This window comes from Pseudomonas sp. MWU12-3088 (assembly GCF_023242405.1).
GTDB lineage: Bacteria > Pseudomonadota > Gammaproteobacteria > Pseudomonadales > Pseudomonadaceae > Aquipseudomonas > Aquipseudomonas kribbensis.
The window spans coordinates 143,364-161,135 of sequence record NZ_JALJEA010000011.1 but is presented as its reverse complement, the minus strand read 5'-3'; the positions used below and the strand labels follow the sequence as shown (position 1 = coordinate 161,135).

The 17,772-nt window shown below is 60.9% G+C and carries 18 protein-coding genes; 13 read left to right on the top strand and 5 right to left on the bottom strand.

From position 1 onward, the window contains the following. Positions 1 to 22 precede the first annotated feature (22 nt). The 3 genes from M5B98_RS23510 (at position 23) to M5B98_RS23500 (ending at position 1,196) form a co-directional block, all read left to right on the top strand. Positions 23 to 322 carry a hypothetical protein gene (locus M5B98_RS23510; RefSeq protein ID WP_085712718.1) on the top strand — a complete coding sequence of 100 codons (300 nt, stop codon included), beginning with the start codon at positions 23 to 25 and terminating at the stop codon, positions 320 to 322. Positions 323 to 480: 158 nt separating this feature from the next. Then, on the top strand, positions 481 to 924 hold the full coding sequence (locus M5B98_RS23505; RefSeq protein WP_248744134.1) for a hypothetical protein: 444 nt from the start codon (positions 481 to 483) through the stop codon (positions 922 to 924). Next, entirely contained in the window at positions 924 to 1,196 is a 273-nt protein-coding gene (locus M5B98_RS23500; protein WP_248744133.1) for a type II toxin-antitoxin system RelE/ParE family toxin, read from the top strand. Before M5B98_RS23505 ends, M5B98_RS23500 begins: the two co-directional genes overlap by 1 nt. A gap of 172 nt (positions 1,197 to 1,368) precedes the next feature. Here M5B98_RS23500 and M5B98_RS23495 read toward each other — a convergent pair whose 3' ends face one another. Together M5B98_RS23495 and hslO are read right to left on the bottom strand one after the other, a co-directional pair. After that, entirely contained in the window at positions 1,369 to 2,910 is a 1,542-nt protein-coding gene (locus M5B98_RS23495; protein ID WP_085733328.1) for a phosphoenolpyruvate carboxykinase, read from the bottom strand. A 181-nt stretch (positions 2,911 to 3,091) separates the two neighbouring features. After that, positions 3,092 to 3,994 (bottom strand): Hsp33 family molecular chaperone HslO, encoded by a 903-nt coding sequence (hslO, locus tag M5B98_RS23490; protein ID WP_085712714.1) that lies wholly within the window; start codon positions 3,992 to 3,994, stop codon positions 3,092 to 3,094. A gap of 104 nt (positions 3,995 to 4,098) precedes the next feature. Between hslO and M5B98_RS23485 the strand changes: the two genes are divergently transcribed. Continuing rightward, positions 4,099 to 4,899: a phosphatase PAP2 family protein gene (locus M5B98_RS23485; RefSeq protein WP_248744132.1), complete on the top strand. Its 801-nt coding sequence runs from the start codon at positions 4,099 to 4,101 to the stop codon at positions 4,897 to 4,899. 67 nt (positions 4,900 to 4,966) lie between these two features. On the opposite strand, the gene M5B98_RS23480 is transcribed toward M5B98_RS23485, so the two are convergent. Next, positions 4,967 to 5,374 carry an RNA-binding S4 domain-containing protein gene (locus M5B98_RS23480; RefSeq protein ID WP_085712712.1) on the bottom strand — a complete coding sequence of 136 codons (408 nt, stop codon included), beginning with the start codon at positions 5,372 to 5,374 and terminating at the stop codon, positions 4,967 to 4,969. A 251-nt stretch (positions 5,375 to 5,625) separates the two neighbouring features. Between M5B98_RS23480 and M5B98_RS23475 the strand changes: the two genes are divergently transcribed. Both M5B98_RS23475 and rimK read left to right on the top strand, forming a co-directional pair. Then, a complete protein-coding gene (locus M5B98_RS23475; protein WP_169432582.1) occupies positions 5,626 to 6,072 on the top strand; it encodes an ATP-dependent zinc protease in 447 nt (148 codons plus the stop codon). Next, on the top strand, positions 6,069 to 6,974 hold the full coding sequence (gene rimK / locus M5B98_RS23470; protein WP_007949201.1) for a 30S ribosomal protein S6--L-glutamate ligase: 906 nt from the start codon (positions 6,069 to 6,071) through the stop codon (positions 6,972 to 6,974). Before M5B98_RS23475 ends, rimK begins: the two co-directional genes overlap by 4 nt. Positions 6,975 to 7,009: 35 nt before the next feature. On the opposite strand, the gene M5B98_RS23465 is transcribed toward rimK, so the two are convergent. Both M5B98_RS23465 and ompR read right to left on the bottom strand, forming a co-directional pair. Then, a complete protein-coding gene (locus tag M5B98_RS23465; protein ID WP_085712711.1) occupies positions 7,010 to 8,323 on the bottom strand; it encodes an ATP-binding protein in 1,314 nt (437 codons plus the stop codon). A 114-nt stretch (positions 8,324 to 8,437) separates the two neighbouring features. Next, positions 8,438 to 9,178 (bottom strand): two-component system response regulator OmpR, encoded by a 741-nt coding sequence (ompR, locus tag M5B98_RS23460; protein ID WP_007952694.1) that lies wholly within the window; start codon positions 9,176 to 9,178, stop codon positions 8,438 to 8,440. Between the two features lie 360 nt (positions 9,179 to 9,538). Here ompR and M5B98_RS23455 point away from each other — a divergent pair, with 360 nt between their 5' ends. The 7 genes from M5B98_RS23455 to tauD all read left to right on the top strand — a co-directional run bounded on the left by M5B98_RS23455 (position 9,539) and on the right by tauD (position 17,751). After that, positions 9,539 to 11,863 carry a Tex family protein gene (locus M5B98_RS23455; protein ID WP_248744131.1) on the top strand — a complete coding sequence of 775 codons (2,325 nt, stop codon included), beginning with the start codon at positions 9,539 to 9,541 and terminating at the stop codon, positions 11,861 to 11,863. Next, positions 11,863 to 12,246: a PaaI family thioesterase gene (locus M5B98_RS23450; RefSeq protein ID WP_248744130.1), complete on the top strand. Its 384-nt coding sequence runs from the start codon at positions 11,863 to 11,865 to the stop codon at positions 12,244 to 12,246. Before M5B98_RS23455 ends, M5B98_RS23450 begins: the two co-directional genes overlap by 1 nt. 214 nt (positions 12,247 to 12,460) lie before the next feature. Then, positions 12,461 to 14,044, top strand: a complete 1,584-nt coding sequence (gene gshA / locus M5B98_RS23445; RefSeq protein WP_248744129.1) for a glutamate--cysteine ligase — start codon at positions 12,461 to 12,463, stop codon at positions 14,042 to 14,044. Between the two features lie 182 nt (positions 14,045 to 14,226). Further along, entirely contained in the window at positions 14,227 to 15,204 is a 978-nt protein-coding gene (gene tauA / locus M5B98_RS23440) for a taurine ABC transporter substrate-binding protein (protein ID WP_085712707.1), read from the top strand. A 16-nt stretch (positions 15,205 to 15,220) separates the two neighbouring features. Beyond that, on the top strand, positions 15,221 to 16,015 hold the full coding sequence (tauB, locus tag M5B98_RS23435; RefSeq protein ID WP_248744128.1) for a taurine ABC transporter ATP-binding subunit: 795 nt from the start codon (positions 15,221 to 15,223) through the stop codon (positions 16,013 to 16,015). Next, entirely contained in the window at positions 16,012 to 16,851 is an 840-nt protein-coding gene (gene tauC / locus M5B98_RS23430; protein ID WP_248744127.1) for a taurine ABC transporter permease TauC, read from the top strand. The genes tauB and tauC overlap by 4 nt, the downstream gene beginning before the upstream one ends. 57 nt (positions 16,852 to 16,908) lie before the next feature. Then, on the top strand, positions 16,909 to 17,751 hold the full coding sequence (gene tauD, locus M5B98_RS23425) for a taurine dioxygenase (protein WP_134825135.1): 843 nt from the start codon (positions 16,909 to 16,911) through the stop codon (positions 17,749 to 17,751). Positions 17,752 to 17,772 lie beyond the last annotated feature (21 nt).

The window sequence follows — 17,772 nt, the reverse complement described above, 5'->3', positions numbered from 1 at the left end:
GAAGCAATTGAGGATCTAAAAAATGAAATCATGGAACGAGCTCCACTCCGATCGCTACCGTCCACTCGACTCCAACCTCACCGACACCAAGCCCCTGGTCATCGACACCGATGCCAACCCGCAAGACATCCTCGAATGCGCCGTCCAGCGCCTGCGTGCTTCCAGCGACCTGCTGCAAACCCTCTACTGCCTCTGCTTCAAACACGCCGACGTCGAAGACATCCCGCACATCACCCACGCCCTCTACCTGCTGACCAAAGACGGCTGTGACTTGCTGCAAGTCGCCCAGCAGAAAATGCTCAGCTGGAAAGCCCCGGCCTAACGAACTCCTCGGGCAGGCGTGTTCATGGCTAGAACTGCCTGCCTCTATTTCGAACACTGACGCTGCCATTTCCGGCGCAAAACTTAAGGACCTGAATTTTGCAAACTATTATTGATTGCGTACGATGGGAGCCATTGTTCAACCAAGGGCTTGCTTTCATGACCACTGAAACCATTGATCACAGCACTCTCACGCGACTGTTTGAGAACGGTTCGATCAGTAGCGCACATATCGTCGCCAAACCCGGTGGCTGGTCGATTCAAGTTCAGCAAGGAAGCAAAGAGTATTCACTGGCAGCACAACGCAGTGGCCAGGTGCGGCTGTTCAAGCGGTTCGAAACACTGGTGATCTACCTGCAAGGAGTGGGTATCAATCACTTCGATGTGGACGCCTCCAGTTATGATCCTCTTCAAATAAAAACCTATGCTCGCCCTGATCGCGCCGAAGCGATGAAGCAAGCTCATGAAGCCGCTGCATATGAAGAATGGGTCAAACAACAGGTAAAAATCAGCATTGATGACCCAAGGCCCAGCGTCAGCGATGAAGACGCTCGCAGGATATTTGCCACCAAGCGGGATGCCCTGCGTCAGCGAGTACGTTGATGAGGTTGGTCTGGCGCCAAGAAGCGCTGGATGACCGAGACAACATCATGGAGCGTATCGGACAGGAAAATCCCGTTGCAGCGATTGAGCTCGATGAGGTTTTCGAACTGAAAGGAGAAAGCGCTCGCAAGCACCCAGCCATATACCGAAAAGGTATCGCGGAAGGCACCCGCGAAATCGTCGTCACCCCAAACTACGTCATCATCTACGCAATCAAAGTTGATGTTGTGGAGGTGCTGCGAGTGCTGCATACCAGACGGCAATGGCCATGATGGCTGGAGAAAAAATGCTTAGGAGTTCGCGGCTCCTTAAGTAGCATTATTCTGGCTGTTTAGCGCGGACTCTGCGGGAATAATGGCAGTTTATCTGACAACGAAGCCCAACCAATCACCCACAAAAAAGCCGCCCCTAAGAGGCGGCTTTTTCACTCACCAGAACCAAGTCTTACAACTTAGGCCCGGCAGCCTTGATCGCGTCGCTCACGTCGAACTTCTTGAAGTTCTCGATGAACAGACCGGCCAGTGCTTTGGCAGCTTCGTCGTACGCAGCCTTGTCAGCCCAGGTGTTGCGTGGGTTGAGCAGGTTGGTTTCGACGCCCGGTACGGCCAGCGGCACGTCCAGGTTGATGGTGTCCAGGTGTTCGGTTTCGGCACCGATCAGCGCGCCGCTCTGGATCGCAGCGATCACCGCACGGGTGGTCGGGATGTTGAAGCGTTTGCCGACGCCGTAGCCACCGCCGGTCCAGCCGGTGTTGACCAGGTAGACCTTGGAGCCGAAGCCCTTGATGCGCTTGATCAGCAGCTCAGCGTATTCGCCAGCCGGACGCGGGAAGAACGGTGCGCCGAAGCAGGTGGAGAAGGTCGACTTGATGCCGCTGCCCGAACCCATTTCAGTCGAGCCCACCAGTGCGGTGTAGCCGGACAGGAAGTGGTAAGCCGCTTGCTCGTTGTTCAGGATCGACACTGGCGGCAGTACGCCGGTCAGGTCGCAAGTCAGGAAGATCACGGCGTTCGGCTCGCCGCCCAGGTTCTTCTCGGAACGCTTGGCAACGTGCTCCAGCGGGTAAGCTGCGCGGCTGTTCTGGGTCAGGCTGACATCGGCGTAGTCGGCGTGCTTGGCATCGTCGATCACGACGTTTTCCAGCACGGCGCCGTGCTTGATGGCTTTCCAGATGACCGGCTCGTTCTTCTCGGACAAGTCGATGCACTTCGCGTAGCAGCCGCCTTCGATGTTGAAGACAACGCCTTCGCCCCAGCCGTGTTCGTCGTCACCGATCAGGTAACGGCTTTCGTCGGCCGACAGGGTGGTCTTGCCGGTGCCGGACAGACCGAAGAACAGGGTCACGTCGCCTGCTTCGCCGATGTTGGCAGCGCAGTGCATTGGCAGCACGTCGGAAGCCGGCAGCAGGAAGTTCTGCACCGAGAACATGGCTTTCTTCATTTCACCGGCGTAACGCATGCCGGCGATCAGCACTTTCTTCTGGGCGAAGTTGAGGATCACGCAACCGTCGGAGTTGGTGCCGTCACGCTCAGGCACGCACTCGAAGTTGGCGACGTTCAGCACTTGCCACTCTTCACGACCGGCCGGGTTGTACTGGGCCGGGTTGATGAACAGGCAACGACCGAACAGGTTCTGCCAGGCAGTCTGGGTGGTCATCTTCACGGCCAGGTAGTGATCTTCGGCCGCGCCTACATGCACGTGGGAAACGAAATGCTCTTGCGCGTTGTTGAACGCCTCGACACGAGCCCACAGCGCGTCGAACTTGTCGGCCGGGAACTTGCGGTTGATCGGGCCCCAGGCAATCGCGTCCTGGGTGGAAGGCTCTTCAACGATGAAACGGTCGACTGGCGAACGGCCGGTGCGGTGACCGGTGCGAACTACCAGAGCGCCGGTATCGGCAAGCTCGCCTTCACCGCGTTTCAGGGCTTCTTTTACCAGATCATCAACACTCAGATCGGTGTACACGGCGTTATTGGCTTGCGTCATGAGGTTCCCCGTCGGCCAGTGGCCGAGTGTGCTCCAAACGTTTTGTAGTAGAAAGTCGTGCACTACTACCGCGAAAAAAGTGGGCCGGATTATGCCAGAAAAGCCCAAAAAGAGTAGGGCCCTCCCGTCGTAACGGCGTTATTCCGTCGTTGAGCAGTGAATTTACCTGCGCTGAACCGTTTTAGTGCCGGGTATCTGACGGCGTCTCGACGCCCGCGCCAGCGAACAATTGAGCGATATCCGCCGCATCGAACAGGTAGCGCTGGTTGCAGAACTGGCAATCGATCTCGACGCTGCCACCCTGTTCGGCCACCAATTGCTGCGCATCTTCCAGACCCAGGCTGACCAGTGCATTGCCCGAACGCTCGCGGGAGCAGCTGCAGTGGAAGCGCAGTTTCTGCACATCGAACAGACGAACCTGCTCTTCATGGTAGAGGCGATGCAGAACGGTTTCGTTGTCCAGGCTCAACAGTTCATCAGCGGTCAGGGTATTGCCCAGCGCGGTGATGTGCTGCCAGCTGGCGGCGCGTTCTTCTTCATCTTTCAGGCGATCGGCCGGCAGTTGCTGCAGCAGCAAACCACGGGCGCGACGGCCGTCGGCGCAGAGCTTGAAGCGGGTGCCGACCTGCTGGGACATGACGAAGTAGTTGGTGAAGCAATCGGACAGGGTTTCGCCGTCGAGGTCGACGATGCCCTGATAGCGCTGGCCTACGGTCGGGTCGATCGTCAGGGCCAGAACGCCGTTGGGCATCAGGTCGGCGAGGGTCGCGTCAGGAGCGATCAGGTCTGCCTCGTAACGGGCCAGGCCACGGATTTCACGCTCGCTGGAGCATTCGATCATCAGCAGCGGAATCGGGCCTTCGGAGCGTGCCTGAAGAATCAGCAAACCATCGAATTTCAGGGTGCCCACCAGCAACGACGCGGCAGCCATGAATTCGCCCAGCAATTGCGCAACCGGCTCCGGGTACGGGTGCTTGGCGAGCACTTCGGCGTAGCTGCGTTCCAGCGACACCAGTTCGCCGCGCGTGTCGCTGTCATCGAAGATGAAGCGTTGGGTGTAATCGGTATCGAGGAAATCGGTCATAGGTCTAGGTATCTGATTTTAATGACAAAAAGGTTACAAAGAATGAAAATCCCGCGCTTCTGGCATCCATTTTGATGCCTATGTTCAGCCACGGGAGGCATTTTATGAACAATCCGGGTTTGTTCCAATCAAGGTGGAACCTCGGCCGGCTGGTTCTGTGCAATGCGGTGCCATTGGCACTACTGGCTTTCTGGTTATGGCCTACAGGCCAGATGCTGTGTGTGGTTTTCGACGAGTGGCTGTTCCGCTCACTCAATACTCCGCTGGCCAGCAACCCCATATGGCTCCACATCTGGGCAATTGCAAGTCTGCGCCCGTTCGACGTTGTCGTCGGACTGATTCTGCTGACGCTGCTGATCAAGGGCGACTGGGTGTTCAAGGCGATTGACGTACGTCGCGCCTTCTTCGGATTTTTCTCGATCCTGCTGCTGATGGTGGTGATCCGCGCGCTGTTTTCCAAATTTGCCGACCACATGGGCTGGCAGCACAACAGCCCCTCCATGGTGCTCGAAGGCGCCATCCACATGAGCGACTATTTTCCGCATCTGGAGAAAACCTTTGAGCTGAAGGATCGCTCGAGCCAGAGCTTTCCCGGTGACCACGCTTCAGTGCTGCTGATCTGGGCGTTGTTCATGGGTGTGTTCAGTCGCTCAGCCGGCCAGTTCCTGACGGTCTGGGGCCTGGCGCTGCTGTTCATGCTGCCGCGCCTGGTGGCCGGCGCGCACTGGGGCCAGGACGACTACATCGGTGGACTGCTGCTGGCGGTATGGGCGTTGGGCTGGGGCTATTACACACCGTTTGCCTATCACGCGGCGAACTTCTGGCTGAAGGTCACCGCGCCGATCTTCGGGCTGCTGGGCAAGTTGCCGGTGGTTTCACGGATGACTGTCGTGTCCGCACGATAATCGACGACCGCTGAAAAAATCGCAGCCATTGACGGGTCTTGAGTCAGGACCGGCAGGCTGCGATTTTCTATTCTCCGCCACTGTTCCCACGAAATTTAAACAGATCCCGGCGCTGCTTCTTGCTCGGTTTACCGTCGGTGGTCACACCCAGCGCACCCGCCTTGCGCATCGCCGCAGCCGCCTCGCGCTTGGCGATACTGGCCTCGGTCTCGGCATACAGCGTCTGCGCTTCCGGCGCGCCACGACGCACGATCGACAGGGCTTGCACCACAACGGTCTTTTCATCGAAGCCGGTGCGAATCTCGAATTCATCGCCGATGCGTGGCTCTTTGCCAGGCTTGCAGCGCTCTCCCCGACAATGCACCTTGCCGCTTTCAATGGCGGCTTTGGCCAAGGCACGGGTTTTGAAAAAACGTGCAGCCCACAACCATTTATCGAGACGGACCTTGTCGTCCTCTTCGCTTTTTTGTGCCATGGAATTTCCTCATTCTGAAATATTGATGAACTGTACTACCGTTTCTGTCGTGCCATGAATTGCACCGTCCCGGATTACAATGCGCATATTCCGGGGCGTGCTTGAGATGGCGCCAATCCGGGCCGTAGATATCTGTCGCCTTTTAACCACTATTCTGCGTGAATACCGCAAATCCGGCCCCCTGCGGGCTGATCGGTTTTCACCGGTTGAGCATTTTTTTGAAGACATTTGACCATTTGACCGTTGTCGGTCTGCGCGAGTGGGTGGCGCTCCCGGATCTGGGAGTCGCGGGCCTTCGGGCGAAAATCGACACCGGCGCCAGCACCTCCAGCCTGCACGCCACCGACATCGAGCCGTTCGAACGGGACGGCGAGAAATGGGTGCGCTTCACCGCGCACCTGGGCACGGTGGTGCAGTTACGCCACCGGCGTTGTGAAGCGCCGCTGGTCACCCGCAAGACCATCAAGAGTTCCAACGGCCAGGCCCAGGTGCGCTACGTGATCAGCACCACCCTGGCCCTCGGTGATCGGGTCTGGCCGGTCGAGTTCACCCTCGCCTGCCGCAAGTCCATGCGCTATCGCCTGCTGCTCGGTTCCAAAGCCCTGATCGACGGCCAGCTGGTGGTCAACCCGGGCATCAAGTATGTACAAGACAAGCCGGTGTTCCCGGTATCTACCTCCTCCACAGGTGTTGCATGAAGATCGCTGTGCTGTCGCGGAATCCGCGTCTGTATTCCACCCGCCGTCTGGTCGAAGCCGGAACCGAACGCGGGCATGAAATGGTAGTGATCGACACCTTGCGCGCCTACATGAACATCGCCAGCCACAAGCCGCAGATCCACTATCGCGGCAAACCGCTGGAAGGTTTCGATGCGGTGATCCCGCGGATCGGCGCATCGGTGACGTTCTATGGCTGCGCGGTGCTGCGCCAGTTCGAAATGATGGGGGTGTTTCCGCTCAACGAATCGGTGGCCATCGCCCGTTCCCGGGACAAGTTGCGTTCGCTGCAACTGCTGTCACGCCGGGGCATCGGCCTGCCGGTGACCGGGTTCGCCCACTCGCCGGACGACATTCCCGACCTGATCGACATGGTCAACGGCGCGCCATTGGTGATCAAGGTACTGGAAGGCACCCAGGGCATCGGCGTGGTGTTGTGCGAAACCGCGACGGCGGCGGAGTCGGTGATCGAGGCCTTCATGGGCCTGAAACAGAACATCATGGTGCAGGAATACATCAAGGAGGCCGGCGGCGCGGATATTCGCTGCTTCGTGGTCGGCGACAAGGTGATCGCGGCGATGAAGCGTCAGGCCAAGCCCGGGGAATTTCGCTCCAACCTGCACCGGGGTGGCAGCGCCAGCCTGATCAAGATTACCCCGGAAGAACGCATGACCGCGTTGCGCGCCGCCAAGGTCATGGGCCTGGCGGTGGCGGGTGTGGATATCCTGCGTTCGAATCACGGGCCGCTGGTGATGGAAGTGAACTCGTCGCCGGGCCTGGAAGGGATCGAAACCACCACCGGCAAGAATGTGGCGGGGATCATCATCGAGCATCTCGAGAAGAATGGCGGGCCGAACATGACCCGCACCAAAGGCAAGGGTTGAACCTTGAATCAGGCGGCCGCCAGGCCGCCTGAAACTTAAACCGCATCCCGCGGCAGCATCAATCCCAGCGGCAACCGCACCCGTGCCTCCAACCCGCCACCGGAGCGGTTGCGCAGCTCGACATTGCCGCCGTGCATTGAAGCAATCCGCTTCACAATCGCCAGGCCCAGTCCGGTACCCTTCCCGCCCCGCGCACGGTCGCCACGGGTGAACGGGTTGAAGATTGCCTCAAGCTCCGACGGATCAATCCCCGCCCCACGGTCCATCACGCTCAGCACCACATACGGCGCGCTGGTGTCGCCGGACACATAAGCCGCGACATCCACGCTACCGCCGGCATGATTCAACGCGTTGCCGATCAGGTTGTTCAGCAGACGCTTCATCGACACCCGACGCAGCGGAAACGGCTGGATCGGCTCCAGACGCAAGCGCACTTTCTCTTCGCTCTGGTTGTATGGTGCCGCAACTTCACGCACCAGATCGCTCAGGTCTACTTCTTCCACGGACTCGTCCCGACCATCGCGAATGAACGCGAGGAACTGGTCGAGGATCGCGTCCATGTCTTCGATGTCGCGCACCATGTCGTCGGTCAGGTCGGTGCGGTCGCCCATCAACTCCAGTGACAGTCGTAGACGGGTCAGCGGCGTCCGCAGGTCATGGGAAACCCCGGCGAGCATCAGTTCTCGTTCACGCCCAGCCTGTTCGACGTCTTCAGCCATCTGGTTGAAGGCGCGATAAACCTCGGTCATTTCGCTGGGTGTATCGCTGATCGGCAGGCGCACGCTGCGGCCCTGACCGAGCTGCCGCGCGGCATACACCAGACGCTTCAATGGCTGGTTGAGCTGGCTGACAAAAATCCAGGCCGACGCGGTCGAGAGCAGACCGATGGCGAGGAACCAGCCAAGCACGTTCCAGATTTTCTGGCCGCGCAGCGGGTGCGGGTACAGCGGCACTTTCAACCAGCCATCACCGAGGCTCGGCGCGCGCACCCACAACGCCGGCGGCGAATGCATGCGCAGTCGAACCTCGGTGTCGGCACCCAGTTCCGCCTGCATCTGCCGCTGGTAGATTTCGCTGTACGGCCAGTGCTGTTCGCCTTCCGGCACGCCTGCACCCACCACCCGGATCAGGGTCGCGGCATCGGCGATCTTCGCGCGGTTTTCTTCATCGGCGGCCCAATAGGCGCGCAGCGTCAGGGCGACGCCGTGGCTGTATTGGCGATCCACCAGCACGTCCTCGTTCATCAGCAGATAAACCAGGGTCAGTGCCTTGGAAAACAATACGACGATGAGCACCAGCCAGAGGGTGCGGGAGAAGAAACTTTGGGGGAACCAGACAGGGGTTTTCATGGATAACCGCTACGCACTTGCAGGAGCGAGCAATGCTCGCATATTGCGGATAACGAGTCTGCGGAGCCGGCACTTTCGACCGTTTCCCGCAGACCCGCTCCTACAAATCACCCGTCACTTGGTGGAGTTGCCATCCGGCACGAACACATAACCCACGCCCCAGACAGTCTGGATGTAGCGCGGCTTGGACGGATCGGGTTCGATCATCCGGCGCAGACGGGAAATCTGCACGTCGATGGAACGCTCCAGGGCATCCCACTCCCGGCCACGGGCCAGGTTCATCAGCTTGTCGCGGGTCAGCGGCTGACGGGCGTTCATCACCAGGGCCTTGAGTACCGCAAACTCACCGGTGGTGAGCATGTGCACTTCGTCGCCGCGCTTGAGTTCGCGGGTGGCCAGGGACAACACGTAGTCGCCGAACGTGACGTTTTCTTCTTCACTGCCCGGCGCGCCCGGCACCGGTGCGGCCTGACGGCGCAGTACGGCTTTGACGCGGGCCATCAGTTCGTCCGGGTTGAACGGCTTGGCCAGGTAATCGTCGGCGCCCAGTTCCAGGCCCTTGATCCGGCTCAGCTCGTCGCCCTTGGCGGTGAGCATGATGATCGGGATCTGATTGTTCGCGCCACGCAGGCGACGGCAAGCGGTCAGGCCGTCTTCGCCCGGCAGCATCAGGTCGAGAACGACCAGGTTGAACACTTCACGGGACAGCAGACGATCCATCTGCTCGGTGTTCGGTACGGCGCGGGCACGGTAGCCCTTGCTGACGAAGAAGCGTTCCAGCAGGCTGCTCAGCCCCGGATCGTCGTCAACAATAAGAATTTTTTCGCCTTCAGCAGTTTGTGCAGTGCTGCTCATTGGATGCTCCTTTTAGCTCGGCGCGCATTATGGCGTAGCTGCCGTTATACGCACCGTGTGCATTGTTAGCAGATTTTTCCTTCACTGCCAGAAAACCGGGGCTTGAGCCTACAGACCGTGTCGCCCCCGAATGACAGAACGCCGGTTATAATGCGCGGCCTTTTGTGCCAGGCAACGTCTGAATCGTTACCGCAGGTGGCCGTCCTTTATTTTCCGGGTGGCCGCAGTAATTGTTCGATTTCACGGGTCAATGGGATGCCTTTTGACCCAGGCAGCGGCAAGCGTCAGGCCGCCCCACCAGACTCCGGGCCCTTATTTATGCGCCTGCGAGCCTGCTTTCACAATTTGTCAGGTGGTTTTATGGACAGCATCAACAGCCGCATCGCCGAGGAACTCGGCGTACGCCCGCAACAGGTCGAAGCGGCCGTCGCGCTACTCGATGAAGGCTCTACCGTTCCCTTTATCGCCCGTTACCGGAAAGAAGTGACCGGCAGCCTCGATGACACTCAGCTGCGTCATCTGGAAGAGCGTCTGCGCTACCTGCGAGAACTCGACGAACGGCGCATCAGCATCCTTTCCAGCATCCAGGAGCAGGGCAAACTCACCCCTGAGCTGGAACGCGAAATCAAACTCGCCGACACCAAGACCCGCCTCGAAGACTTGTACCTGCCGTACAAGCAGAAGCGCCGCACCAAGGGCCAGATCGCCCTGGAAGCCGGCCTCGGCGAACTGGCCGACGGTCTGTTCAACGATCCGAGCCTGGCCCCGGAAGCCGAAGCCGCACGCTTCATCGACGCCGAAAAAGGTGTGGCCGACGCCAAGGCAGCGCTGGAAGGCGCCAAGTACATCCTCATGGAACGCTTCGCCGAAGACGCCAACCTGCTGGACAAACTGCGCAACTATTTGAAGCAGGAAGTCACCCTCAGCGCCCGCGTGATCGCCGGCAAAGAAGAGGAAGGCGCCAAGTTCCGCGACTACTTCGAACACGACGAACCACTGAAAAGCATGCCGTCGCACCGCGCGCTGGCGATTTTCCGTGGCCGCAACGAAGGCATTCTCAGCTCTGCGCTGAAAGTCGGCGAAGAACTGCCGGGCACCCTGCACCCGTGCGAAGGCATGATCGGCCAGCACGTCGGCATCCAGAACCAGAACCGTCCGGCCGACAAATGGCTGGGTGAAGTGGTGCGCTGGACCTGGAAGGTCAAGCTCTACACCCACCTGGAAACCGATCTGCTGGGCGAGCTGCGCGACGGCGCCGAAACCGAGGCGATCAACGTCTTCGCCCACAACCTGCACGACCTGCTGCTGGCCGCCCCGGCCGGCCCACGCGCCACCCTGGGCCTCGACCCGGGCCTGCGCACCGGCTGCAAGGTCGCCGTGGTCGACTCCACCGGCAAGCTGCTGGATCACGCCACGGTTTACCCTCACGTGCCGCACAACAAGTGGGATCAGACCATCGCGATTCTGGCCGCCCTGTGCGCCAAGCACTCGGTCGACCTGATCGCCATCGGCAACGGCACCGCCAGCCGTGAGACCGACAAGCTGGCCATCGAGCTGATCAAAAAATATCCAGCGATGAAAATGACCAAGGTCATGGTCTCCGAAGCCGGCGCATCGGTGTATTCGGCATCGGAACTGGCGGCCAAGGAATTCCCGGATCTCGACGTGTCGATCCGTGGCGCCGTGTCCATCGCCCGGCGCCTGCAGGACCCGCTGGCCGAGCTGGTGAAGATCGATCCGAAATCCATCGGTGTCGGCCAGTACCAGCACGACGTGTCGCAGCTGAAACTGGCGCGCGGTCTGGACGCCGTGGTCGAGGACTGCGTGAACGCCGTGGGCGTGGACGTGAACACCGCGTCCGTGGCGCTGCTGGCGCGGATCTCCGGCCTCAACGCGACCCTGGCGCAGAACATCGTGACTCACCGTGACGAGCACGGCGCGTTCAAGACCCGGGCCGCGCTGAAGAAAGTCGCACGTCTGGGCGAAAAAACCTTCGAACAGGCCGCCGGCTTCCTGCGCGTGATGAACGGCGACAACCCGCTGGACTCCTCGGCCGTTCACCCGGAAGCCTATCCGCTGGTGCAACGCATCGCCGCTGAAACCGACCGCGACATCCGCTCGCTGATCGGCGACGCCTCGTTCCTCAAGCGTCTGGATCCGAAGAAGTTCACCGACGAGACCTTCGGTCTGCCCACCGTCACCGACATCCTGCAGGAACTGGAAAAACCGGGCCGCGACCCGCGTCCGGAGTTCAAGACCGCCGAGTTCCAGGAGGGCGTCGAGGACCTGAAGGACCTGCAACTGGGGATGATCCTCGAAGGCGTGGTGACCAACGTGACCGCGTTCGGTGCGTTCGTCGACATCGGCGTGCACCAGGACGGTCTGGTACACATTTCGGCGCTGTCGGAGAAGTTCATCAAGGATCCGCGCGAAGCGGTGAAGGCCGGTGATGTGGTGAAAGTGAAGGTCATGGAAGTCGACATCCCGCGCAAACGCGTCGGCCTGTCGATGCGCATGAGTGACACGCCGGGCGAGAAGATCGACGGTGCCCGTGGCTCGCGTCCGGGCTCGGCGCCACGCCAGTCGCAGGGTTCGGCTCCGCGCAAGGAAAGCACCCCGGCGGCTCCGGCGAACAACGCCATGGCCTCGCTGTTCGCCAACGCCAAACAGTTGAAGAAACGCTGATGGAAATTCCGGCCGGGCTCGTCGAGAGCGCGTTTTTCAAGCTGTTGGGCTGCCGCCTGCACAGCCTGGAAACCGGGGTGGCGCGAGTCGCCCTGGTGCTGGAACCGGAACTGCGCAACCGCGGCGGCAAGCTGCACGGTGGCGCGCTGTTCAGTCTGGTCGATATCGCCATGGGGCTGGCCTGTTCCAGCACCCACGGCTTTGACCAGCAGAGCGCGACCATCGAGTGCAAGATCAACTACATCCGCGCCGTCTCCGAAGGCGAGGTGATGTGCACGGCGCGGGTGATCCACCCGGGCCGGCGCACGCTGGTGGTCGAAGCCGACGTGATGCAGGGCGACAAACTGGTCGCAAAAGCGCAAGGCACGTTCGCTGTCCTGTAGCTACTCGTCATCGATTTGAGTTAATTTCGGCGCTGTGATCGCAGCGTCGGAGTTTTCCTCGCCCGCGTCTGCCAGATTCAGGGACTGAAGTTGGCGTTTGCAATGGGGCTTTCATGGCCCGAAAACCAGGCGAAAACGCCAGTTTCAACTTCACCCTTGTAGACCGTCCTGCCCACCCCCATATTGGGGCGACTGACGCGTGAAGGAATCCAAATTGAGCGAACTTCTCAACCGCCGCCTGGCTCTGCTCGGTGAGCGCGCCAACCTCTCTCTGCTCGAACAGTGCCTGCACGGCATCGAACGTGAATGCCTGCGCGTGACCGGCGAGGGTCGACTGGCGCAAACGCCGCACCCTGAAAGCCTGGGTTCCGCGCTGACCAACGAACAGATCACCACCGACTATTCCGAGTCGCTGCTGGAATTCATCACGCCTGCCCTGCCCGATCCGGCCGACACGCTGGCGAGCCTGGACAAGATTCATCGCTTCGCCTACAGCAAGCTCGGCAACGAGTACCTGTGGAGTCCATCGATGCCGTGCCCGTTGCCGGCCGAGGAAGACATCCCGATCGCCTATTACGGCACCTCCAACATCGGTCAGCTGAAGTACGTCTACCGCAAGGGCCTGGCCCTGCGTTACGGCAAGACCATGCAGTGCATCGCCGGGATTCACTACAACTTCTCCCTGCCGGAAAAACTCTGGCCGCTGCTGAAAGAAGCCGAAGGCTTCGTTGGCACCGACCGGGATTTCCAGTCGTCGTCCTATATCGCGCTGATCCGCAACTTCCGCCGCTACAGCTGGCTGCTGATGTACCTGTTCGGTGCTTCGCCGGCGCTGGACGCGGGGTTCCTGCGCGGCCGTTCGCATCAGCTGGAACAACTGGATCCGGACACCCTGTACCTGCCCTACGCCACCAGCCTGCGCATGAGCGACCTCGGTTACCAGAGCAACGCCCAGGCCGGTCTGACGCCGTGCTACAACGACCTGGCGAGCTACACCGACAGCCTGCGCAAGGCCGTTGCCACGCCATACGCGCCGTACGTTGAAGTCGGCACGCACCAGGATGGCGAGTGGGTGCAACTGAACACCAACATCCTGCAGATCGAAAACGAGTACTACTCCAACATCCGCCCGAAACGCGTGACCTACACCGGCGAGCGGCCGATCCAGGCCTTGATGGCCCGTGGCATCCAGTACGTCGAAGTGCGCTGCCTGGACATCAACCCGTTCCTGCCGATGGGCATCGACCTCACCGAGTCGCGCTTCCTCGACGCGTTCCTGCTGTACTGCGCGCTGAACGACAGCCCACTGCTGACCAACATCAGCTGCGGCAACGCCACGTCGAACTTCCTCAGCGTGGTCAAGGAAGGTCGCCGTCCGGGCCTGCAATTGCAGCGCGACGGCCAACCGGTCGACATGAAGGAATGGGCGGCGGAGCTGCTGGAAAAAATCGCTCCGCTGGCCGCGCTGCTGGATCAGGGCCACGGCGGCGACGCCCACAGCAAGGCCCTCGATGCGCAACTGGCCAAGGTCAAGGATTCGTCCCTGACGCCATCGGCCCAGGTGCTGGCGGCCATGGCAGAACACAAGGAAAGCTTCGCGCAATTCTCCCTGCGCCAGAGCCAGGCCCACGCCGAGTTCTTCCGCAGCGAGCCGTTGGCGGCTGACGAACAGGCGAAGTTTGAAGAACTGGCGCGCTCGTCGCTGGCGCAACAGGCTGAGCTGGAGCAGAACGAAGTTGGCGATTTCGACGTGTTTGTCGGGTCGTATCAGGCGAGCATTCTGGCGATCAGCAACTGACACTTCCTTCTCTGATCGTTCCCACGTCGAGGCGTCGAACCGTCCGCGTGGGAACGATCACGCTATCTCCCTTAGATTTTTCCGCTCATAAGCTAAGTCTAAAAAGTTATTTATTTTTAGTTTCTTAGATCATTTAGTCTCCTTTCACGCCGATCCTCGGTCGCCTGATATGGAGCTCTTCAATGAAACTGAATGTCCCGCTTCGCCTGCTGGCCGTGGCCTCTCTGGCCGCTGCGAGTTTCCTGGCCCAGGCCGCCGACCTCACCGTCGCCTACCAGACCACCGTTGACCCGGCGAAAGTCGCACAGGCCGACGGCGCCTATGAAAAAGCCACCAAGGCCGACATCAGCTGGCGCAAGTTCGACAACGGCGCGGACGTCATCTCGGCCATCGCTTCCGGCGACGTGCAGATCGGCTACCTCGGTTCCAGCCCGCTGACCGCAGCCGTCACCCGCAAAGTTCCAGTGGAAACCTTCCTCATCGCCACCCAGATCGGCGCCGCCGAAGCGCTGGTCGCCCGCGACGGCGCCGGCATCAAGACGCCGCAGGATCTGGTCGGCAAGAAAATCGCCGTGCCGTTCGTGTCCACCGGTCACTACAGCCTGCTGGCCGCGCTAAAGCACTGGAACATCGATCCTTCGAAAGTCACCGTTCTCAACCTCGCCCCGCCGGCGATCATTGCCGCGTGGAAACGCGGTGACATCGACGCCACCTACGTTTGGGATCCGGCGCTGGGTGTGGCCAAGGAAAACGGCAAAGTGCTGATCACTTCCGGTGAACTGGCCAAGTTCGGTGCGCCGACCTTCGACGCCTGGATCGTACGCAAGGACTTCGCCGAGAAGCACCCGGAAATCGTCACCGCGTTCGCCAAGGTCACCCTCGACGCCTACGCCGACTACCGCAAGGATCCGAAGGCCTGGCTGGCCAACCAGAGCAACGTAGACAAGCTGGTGAAACTTTCCGGCGCCAAGGCCAGCGACATTCCATTGCTGCTGCAAGGCAACGTCTACCCGCTGGCGGCGGATCAGGTCAGTGACCTCGGCGCGCCGACCACCAAAGCCATCACCGACACCGCTGCGTTCCTCAAGGAGCAAGGCAAGGTAGAAGCGGTACTGCCGGACTACGCGCCGTACGTCACCCCCAAGTACATCACCAACTGATCGGGAGTTAACTGCGATGGCCTTGCTACAGCTGGAGCGCATCAGCGCACAGTATCCCGGCAGCCCGGAACCGGTACTGTCCGACATTTCCCTGACCCTCGGCCCTCAGCAATTGCTGGTGGCCCTCGGCCCGTCCGGCAGTGGCAAGACTTCGCTGTTGAACCTGATTGCCGGTTTCGTCGAACCGAGCGCCGGCCGCATTACCCTCGACAACGTACCGGTCAAAGGCCCGGGCGCCGAGCGCGGCGTGGTGTTCCAGGACGACGCCCTGCTGCCCTGGCAGGATGTGCTGGCCAACGTTGCCTTCGGTCTCGAACTGGCCGGTGTGGCCAAGGACAAACGCGAACAGATCGCCCGGGAAATGCTCGCGCTGGTCGATCTCTCCGGTTTTGAAAAGCGTCGCATCTGGCAGCTCTCCGGCGGCCAGAAGCAACGTGTCGGCCTGGCCCGCGCCCTAGCCGCCGACCCGCGCGTTTTGCTGATGGACGAACCCTTCGGTGCCCTCGACGCCTTCACCCGCGAACAGATGCAGGAGCTGTTGCTGCAAGTCTGGCAACGCACCGCCAAACCGGTATTCCTGATTACCCACGACATTGAAGAAGCGGTGTTCCTCGCCACCGACCTGATTTTGCTGGCGCCGAATCCGGGACAGATCGTCGAGCGCCTGCACCTGGATTTCGGCAAGCGTTACGCCGCCGGCGAATCGGCGCGGGCGATCAAGTCCGATCCGCGCTTCATCGAAACCCGCGAACACGTGCTCGCCAAAGTGTTCTCGCAACGCAGCGCCGTTCAACGGCAGGAGCGCGCATGAGCAGTTACGACGTTTCCGCCACCGCAGTAAAACCCACCGCCGTCTCGGTGGTGATTCCCGTGCGCCGCAGCCTCAGCACCCGCTGGATCAGCCTGCTGACCCTGTTCGCGTTGCTGGTGATCTGGTGGGCGGTGACCGCCACCGGTCTGATCGAACCGCTGTTCCTGCCGCCACCGTCCGCCGTGCTGCAAAAAGGCTGGTTGCTGGCGACCACGGGCTACATGGATTCGACGTTGTGGCAGCACCTGGGCGCGAGCCTGAGCCGCATCGGTCTGGGCCTCGGTTTTGCGATTCTGACCGCCGTGCCGGTGGGCATTGCCATCGGTGCCAACCGCATCGCCCGTGGCGTGCTGGATCCGCTGATCGAGTTCTACCGCCCGATCCCGCCACTGGCTTATCTGCCGCTGATCGTGATCTGGTGCGGCATCGGCGAACTGTCGAAAGTGTTGCTGATCTACCTGGCGATTTTCGCTCCGATCGCGATTGCTACCGCCACCGGCGTGCGCACCGTAGACCCGGCTAAATTGCGCGCCGCGCAATCGCTGGGCGCCACTCGCGCGCAACTGATTCGCCACGTGATTTTGCCAAGCGCCCTGCCGGACATTCTGACCGGTGTGCGTATCGGTCTGGGTGTCGGCTGGTCGACGCTGGTCGCCGCCGAATTGATCGCGGCCACCAGCGGCCTCGGCTTCATGGTGCAGTCGGCCGCGCAGTTCCTGGTCACCGATGTGGTGGTGCTGGGGATTCTGGTCATCGCCCTGATCGCCTTCGCCATGGAAATGGGCCTGCGTGCCCTGCAACGCAAACTGGTGCCGTGGCACGGCCAGGCCCACTGATTTTTCAGCACTGACTACCCCGACAGTTTCGGGGCCCCGGAATTGAAGAGAACCACCATGAGCAGCCTGAACATCACCCCGTTAAGCTCGGCCCTCGGCGCACAGATCAGCGGCGTCGACATCAGCCAGCCGCTGAACCTGGAACAACGCGATGCCATCGAGCAGGCGCTGCTCAAATACCAGGTGCTGTTCTTCCGCAATCAGCCGATCGAGCCGTCGCAACAGGCGCGCTTCGCCCACTATTTCGGCGACCTGCACATTCACCCGATCTACCCGAACGTGCCGGAACAACCGGAAGTGCTGATCCTCGACACCGCCGTCACCGATGTGCGCGACAACGCAATCTGGCACACCGACGTGACCTTCCTGCCGACCCCGGCCATGGGCGCGGTGCTGAGCGCCAAGCTGTTGCCGGAGTTTGGTGGCGACACGTTGTGGGCCAGCGGGATTGCCGCGTATGAAGCGCTGTCGGCGCCGATGAAGGCGATGCTCGAAGGGCTGACCGCGACTCACGACTTCACCCGCTCGTTTCCGCTGGAGCGCTATGGCAACACCCCTGAGGCACTGGCGCAGTGGGAAGAGGCGCGGCGCAAGAATCCACCGCTGTCGCATCCGGTGATTCGCACTCACCCGGTGAGCGGGCGCCGCTCGCTGTTCGTCAACGAAGGCTTCACGTCGAAGATCAATGAGTTGTCGGAAACCGAGAGTGAAGCGGTGCTGAAGTTTCTGTTTGCCCACGCGACGCGACCGGAATTCACCATTCGCTGGCGCTGGCAGAAGGACGACATCGCGTTCTGGGACAACCGCGTGACGCAGCATTACGCGGTGGATGATTACCGTCCGGCGCGGCGGGTGATGCAGCGGGCTACGGTGTTGGGGGATGTGCCGTTTTTTCGTTGAGCCTTTAACGCCAGAGCAAAA

Coding starts and splice junctions, on each gene's coding strand:
- M5B98_RS23510 (WP_085712718.1), top strand. CDS start 23: ATGAAATCATGGAACGAGCTCCACTCCGATCGCTACCGTCCACTCGAC.
- M5B98_RS23505 (WP_248744134.1), top strand. CDS start 481: ATGACCACTGAAACCATTGATCACAGCACTCTCACGCGACTGTTTGAG.
- M5B98_RS23500 (WP_248744133.1), top strand. CDS start 924: ATGAGGTTGGTCTGGCGCCAAGAAGCGCTGGATGACCGAGACAACATC.
- M5B98_RS23495 (WP_085733328.1), bottom strand. CDS start 2,910: ATGACGCAAGCCAATAACGCCGTGTACACCGATCTGAGTGTTGATGAT.
- hslO (WP_085712714.1), bottom strand. CDS start 3,994: ATGACCGATTTCCTCGATACCGATTACACCCAACGCTTCATCTTCGAT.
- M5B98_RS23485 (WP_248744132.1), top strand. CDS start 4,099: ATGAACAATCCGGGTTTGTTCCAATCAAGGTGGAACCTCGGCCGGCTG.
- M5B98_RS23480 (WP_085712712.1), bottom strand. CDS start 5,374: ATGGCACAAAAAAGCGAAGAGGACGACAAGGTCCGTCTCGATAAATGG.
- rimK (WP_007949201.1), top strand. CDS start 6,069: ATGAAGATCGCTGTGCTGTCGCGGAATCCGCGTCTGTATTCCACCCGC.
- M5B98_RS23465 (WP_085712711.1), bottom strand. CDS start 8,323: ATGAAAACCCCTGTCTGGTTCCCCCAAAGTTTCTTCTCCCGCACCCTC.
- ompR (WP_007952694.1), bottom strand. CDS start 9,178: ATGAGCAGCACTGCACAAACTGCTGAAGGCGAAAAAATTCTTATTGTT.
- M5B98_RS23455 (WP_248744131.1), top strand. CDS start 9,539: ATGGACAGCATCAACAGCCGCATCGCCGAGGAACTCGGCGTACGCCCG.
- M5B98_RS23450 (WP_248744130.1), top strand. CDS start 11,863: ATGGAAATTCCGGCCGGGCTCGTCGAGAGCGCGTTTTTCAAGCTGTTG.
- tauA (WP_085712707.1), top strand. CDS start 14,227: ATGAAACTGAATGTCCCGCTTCGCCTGCTGGCCGTGGCCTCTCTGGCC.
- tauB (WP_248744128.1), top strand. CDS start 15,221: ATGGCCTTGCTACAGCTGGAGCGCATCAGCGCACAGTATCCCGGCAGC.
- tauC (WP_248744127.1), top strand. CDS start 16,012: ATGAGCAGTTACGACGTTTCCGCCACCGCAGTAAAACCCACCGCCGTC.
- tauD (WP_134825135.1), top strand. CDS start 16,909: ATGAGCAGCCTGAACATCACCCCGTTAAGCTCGGCCCTCGGCGCACAG.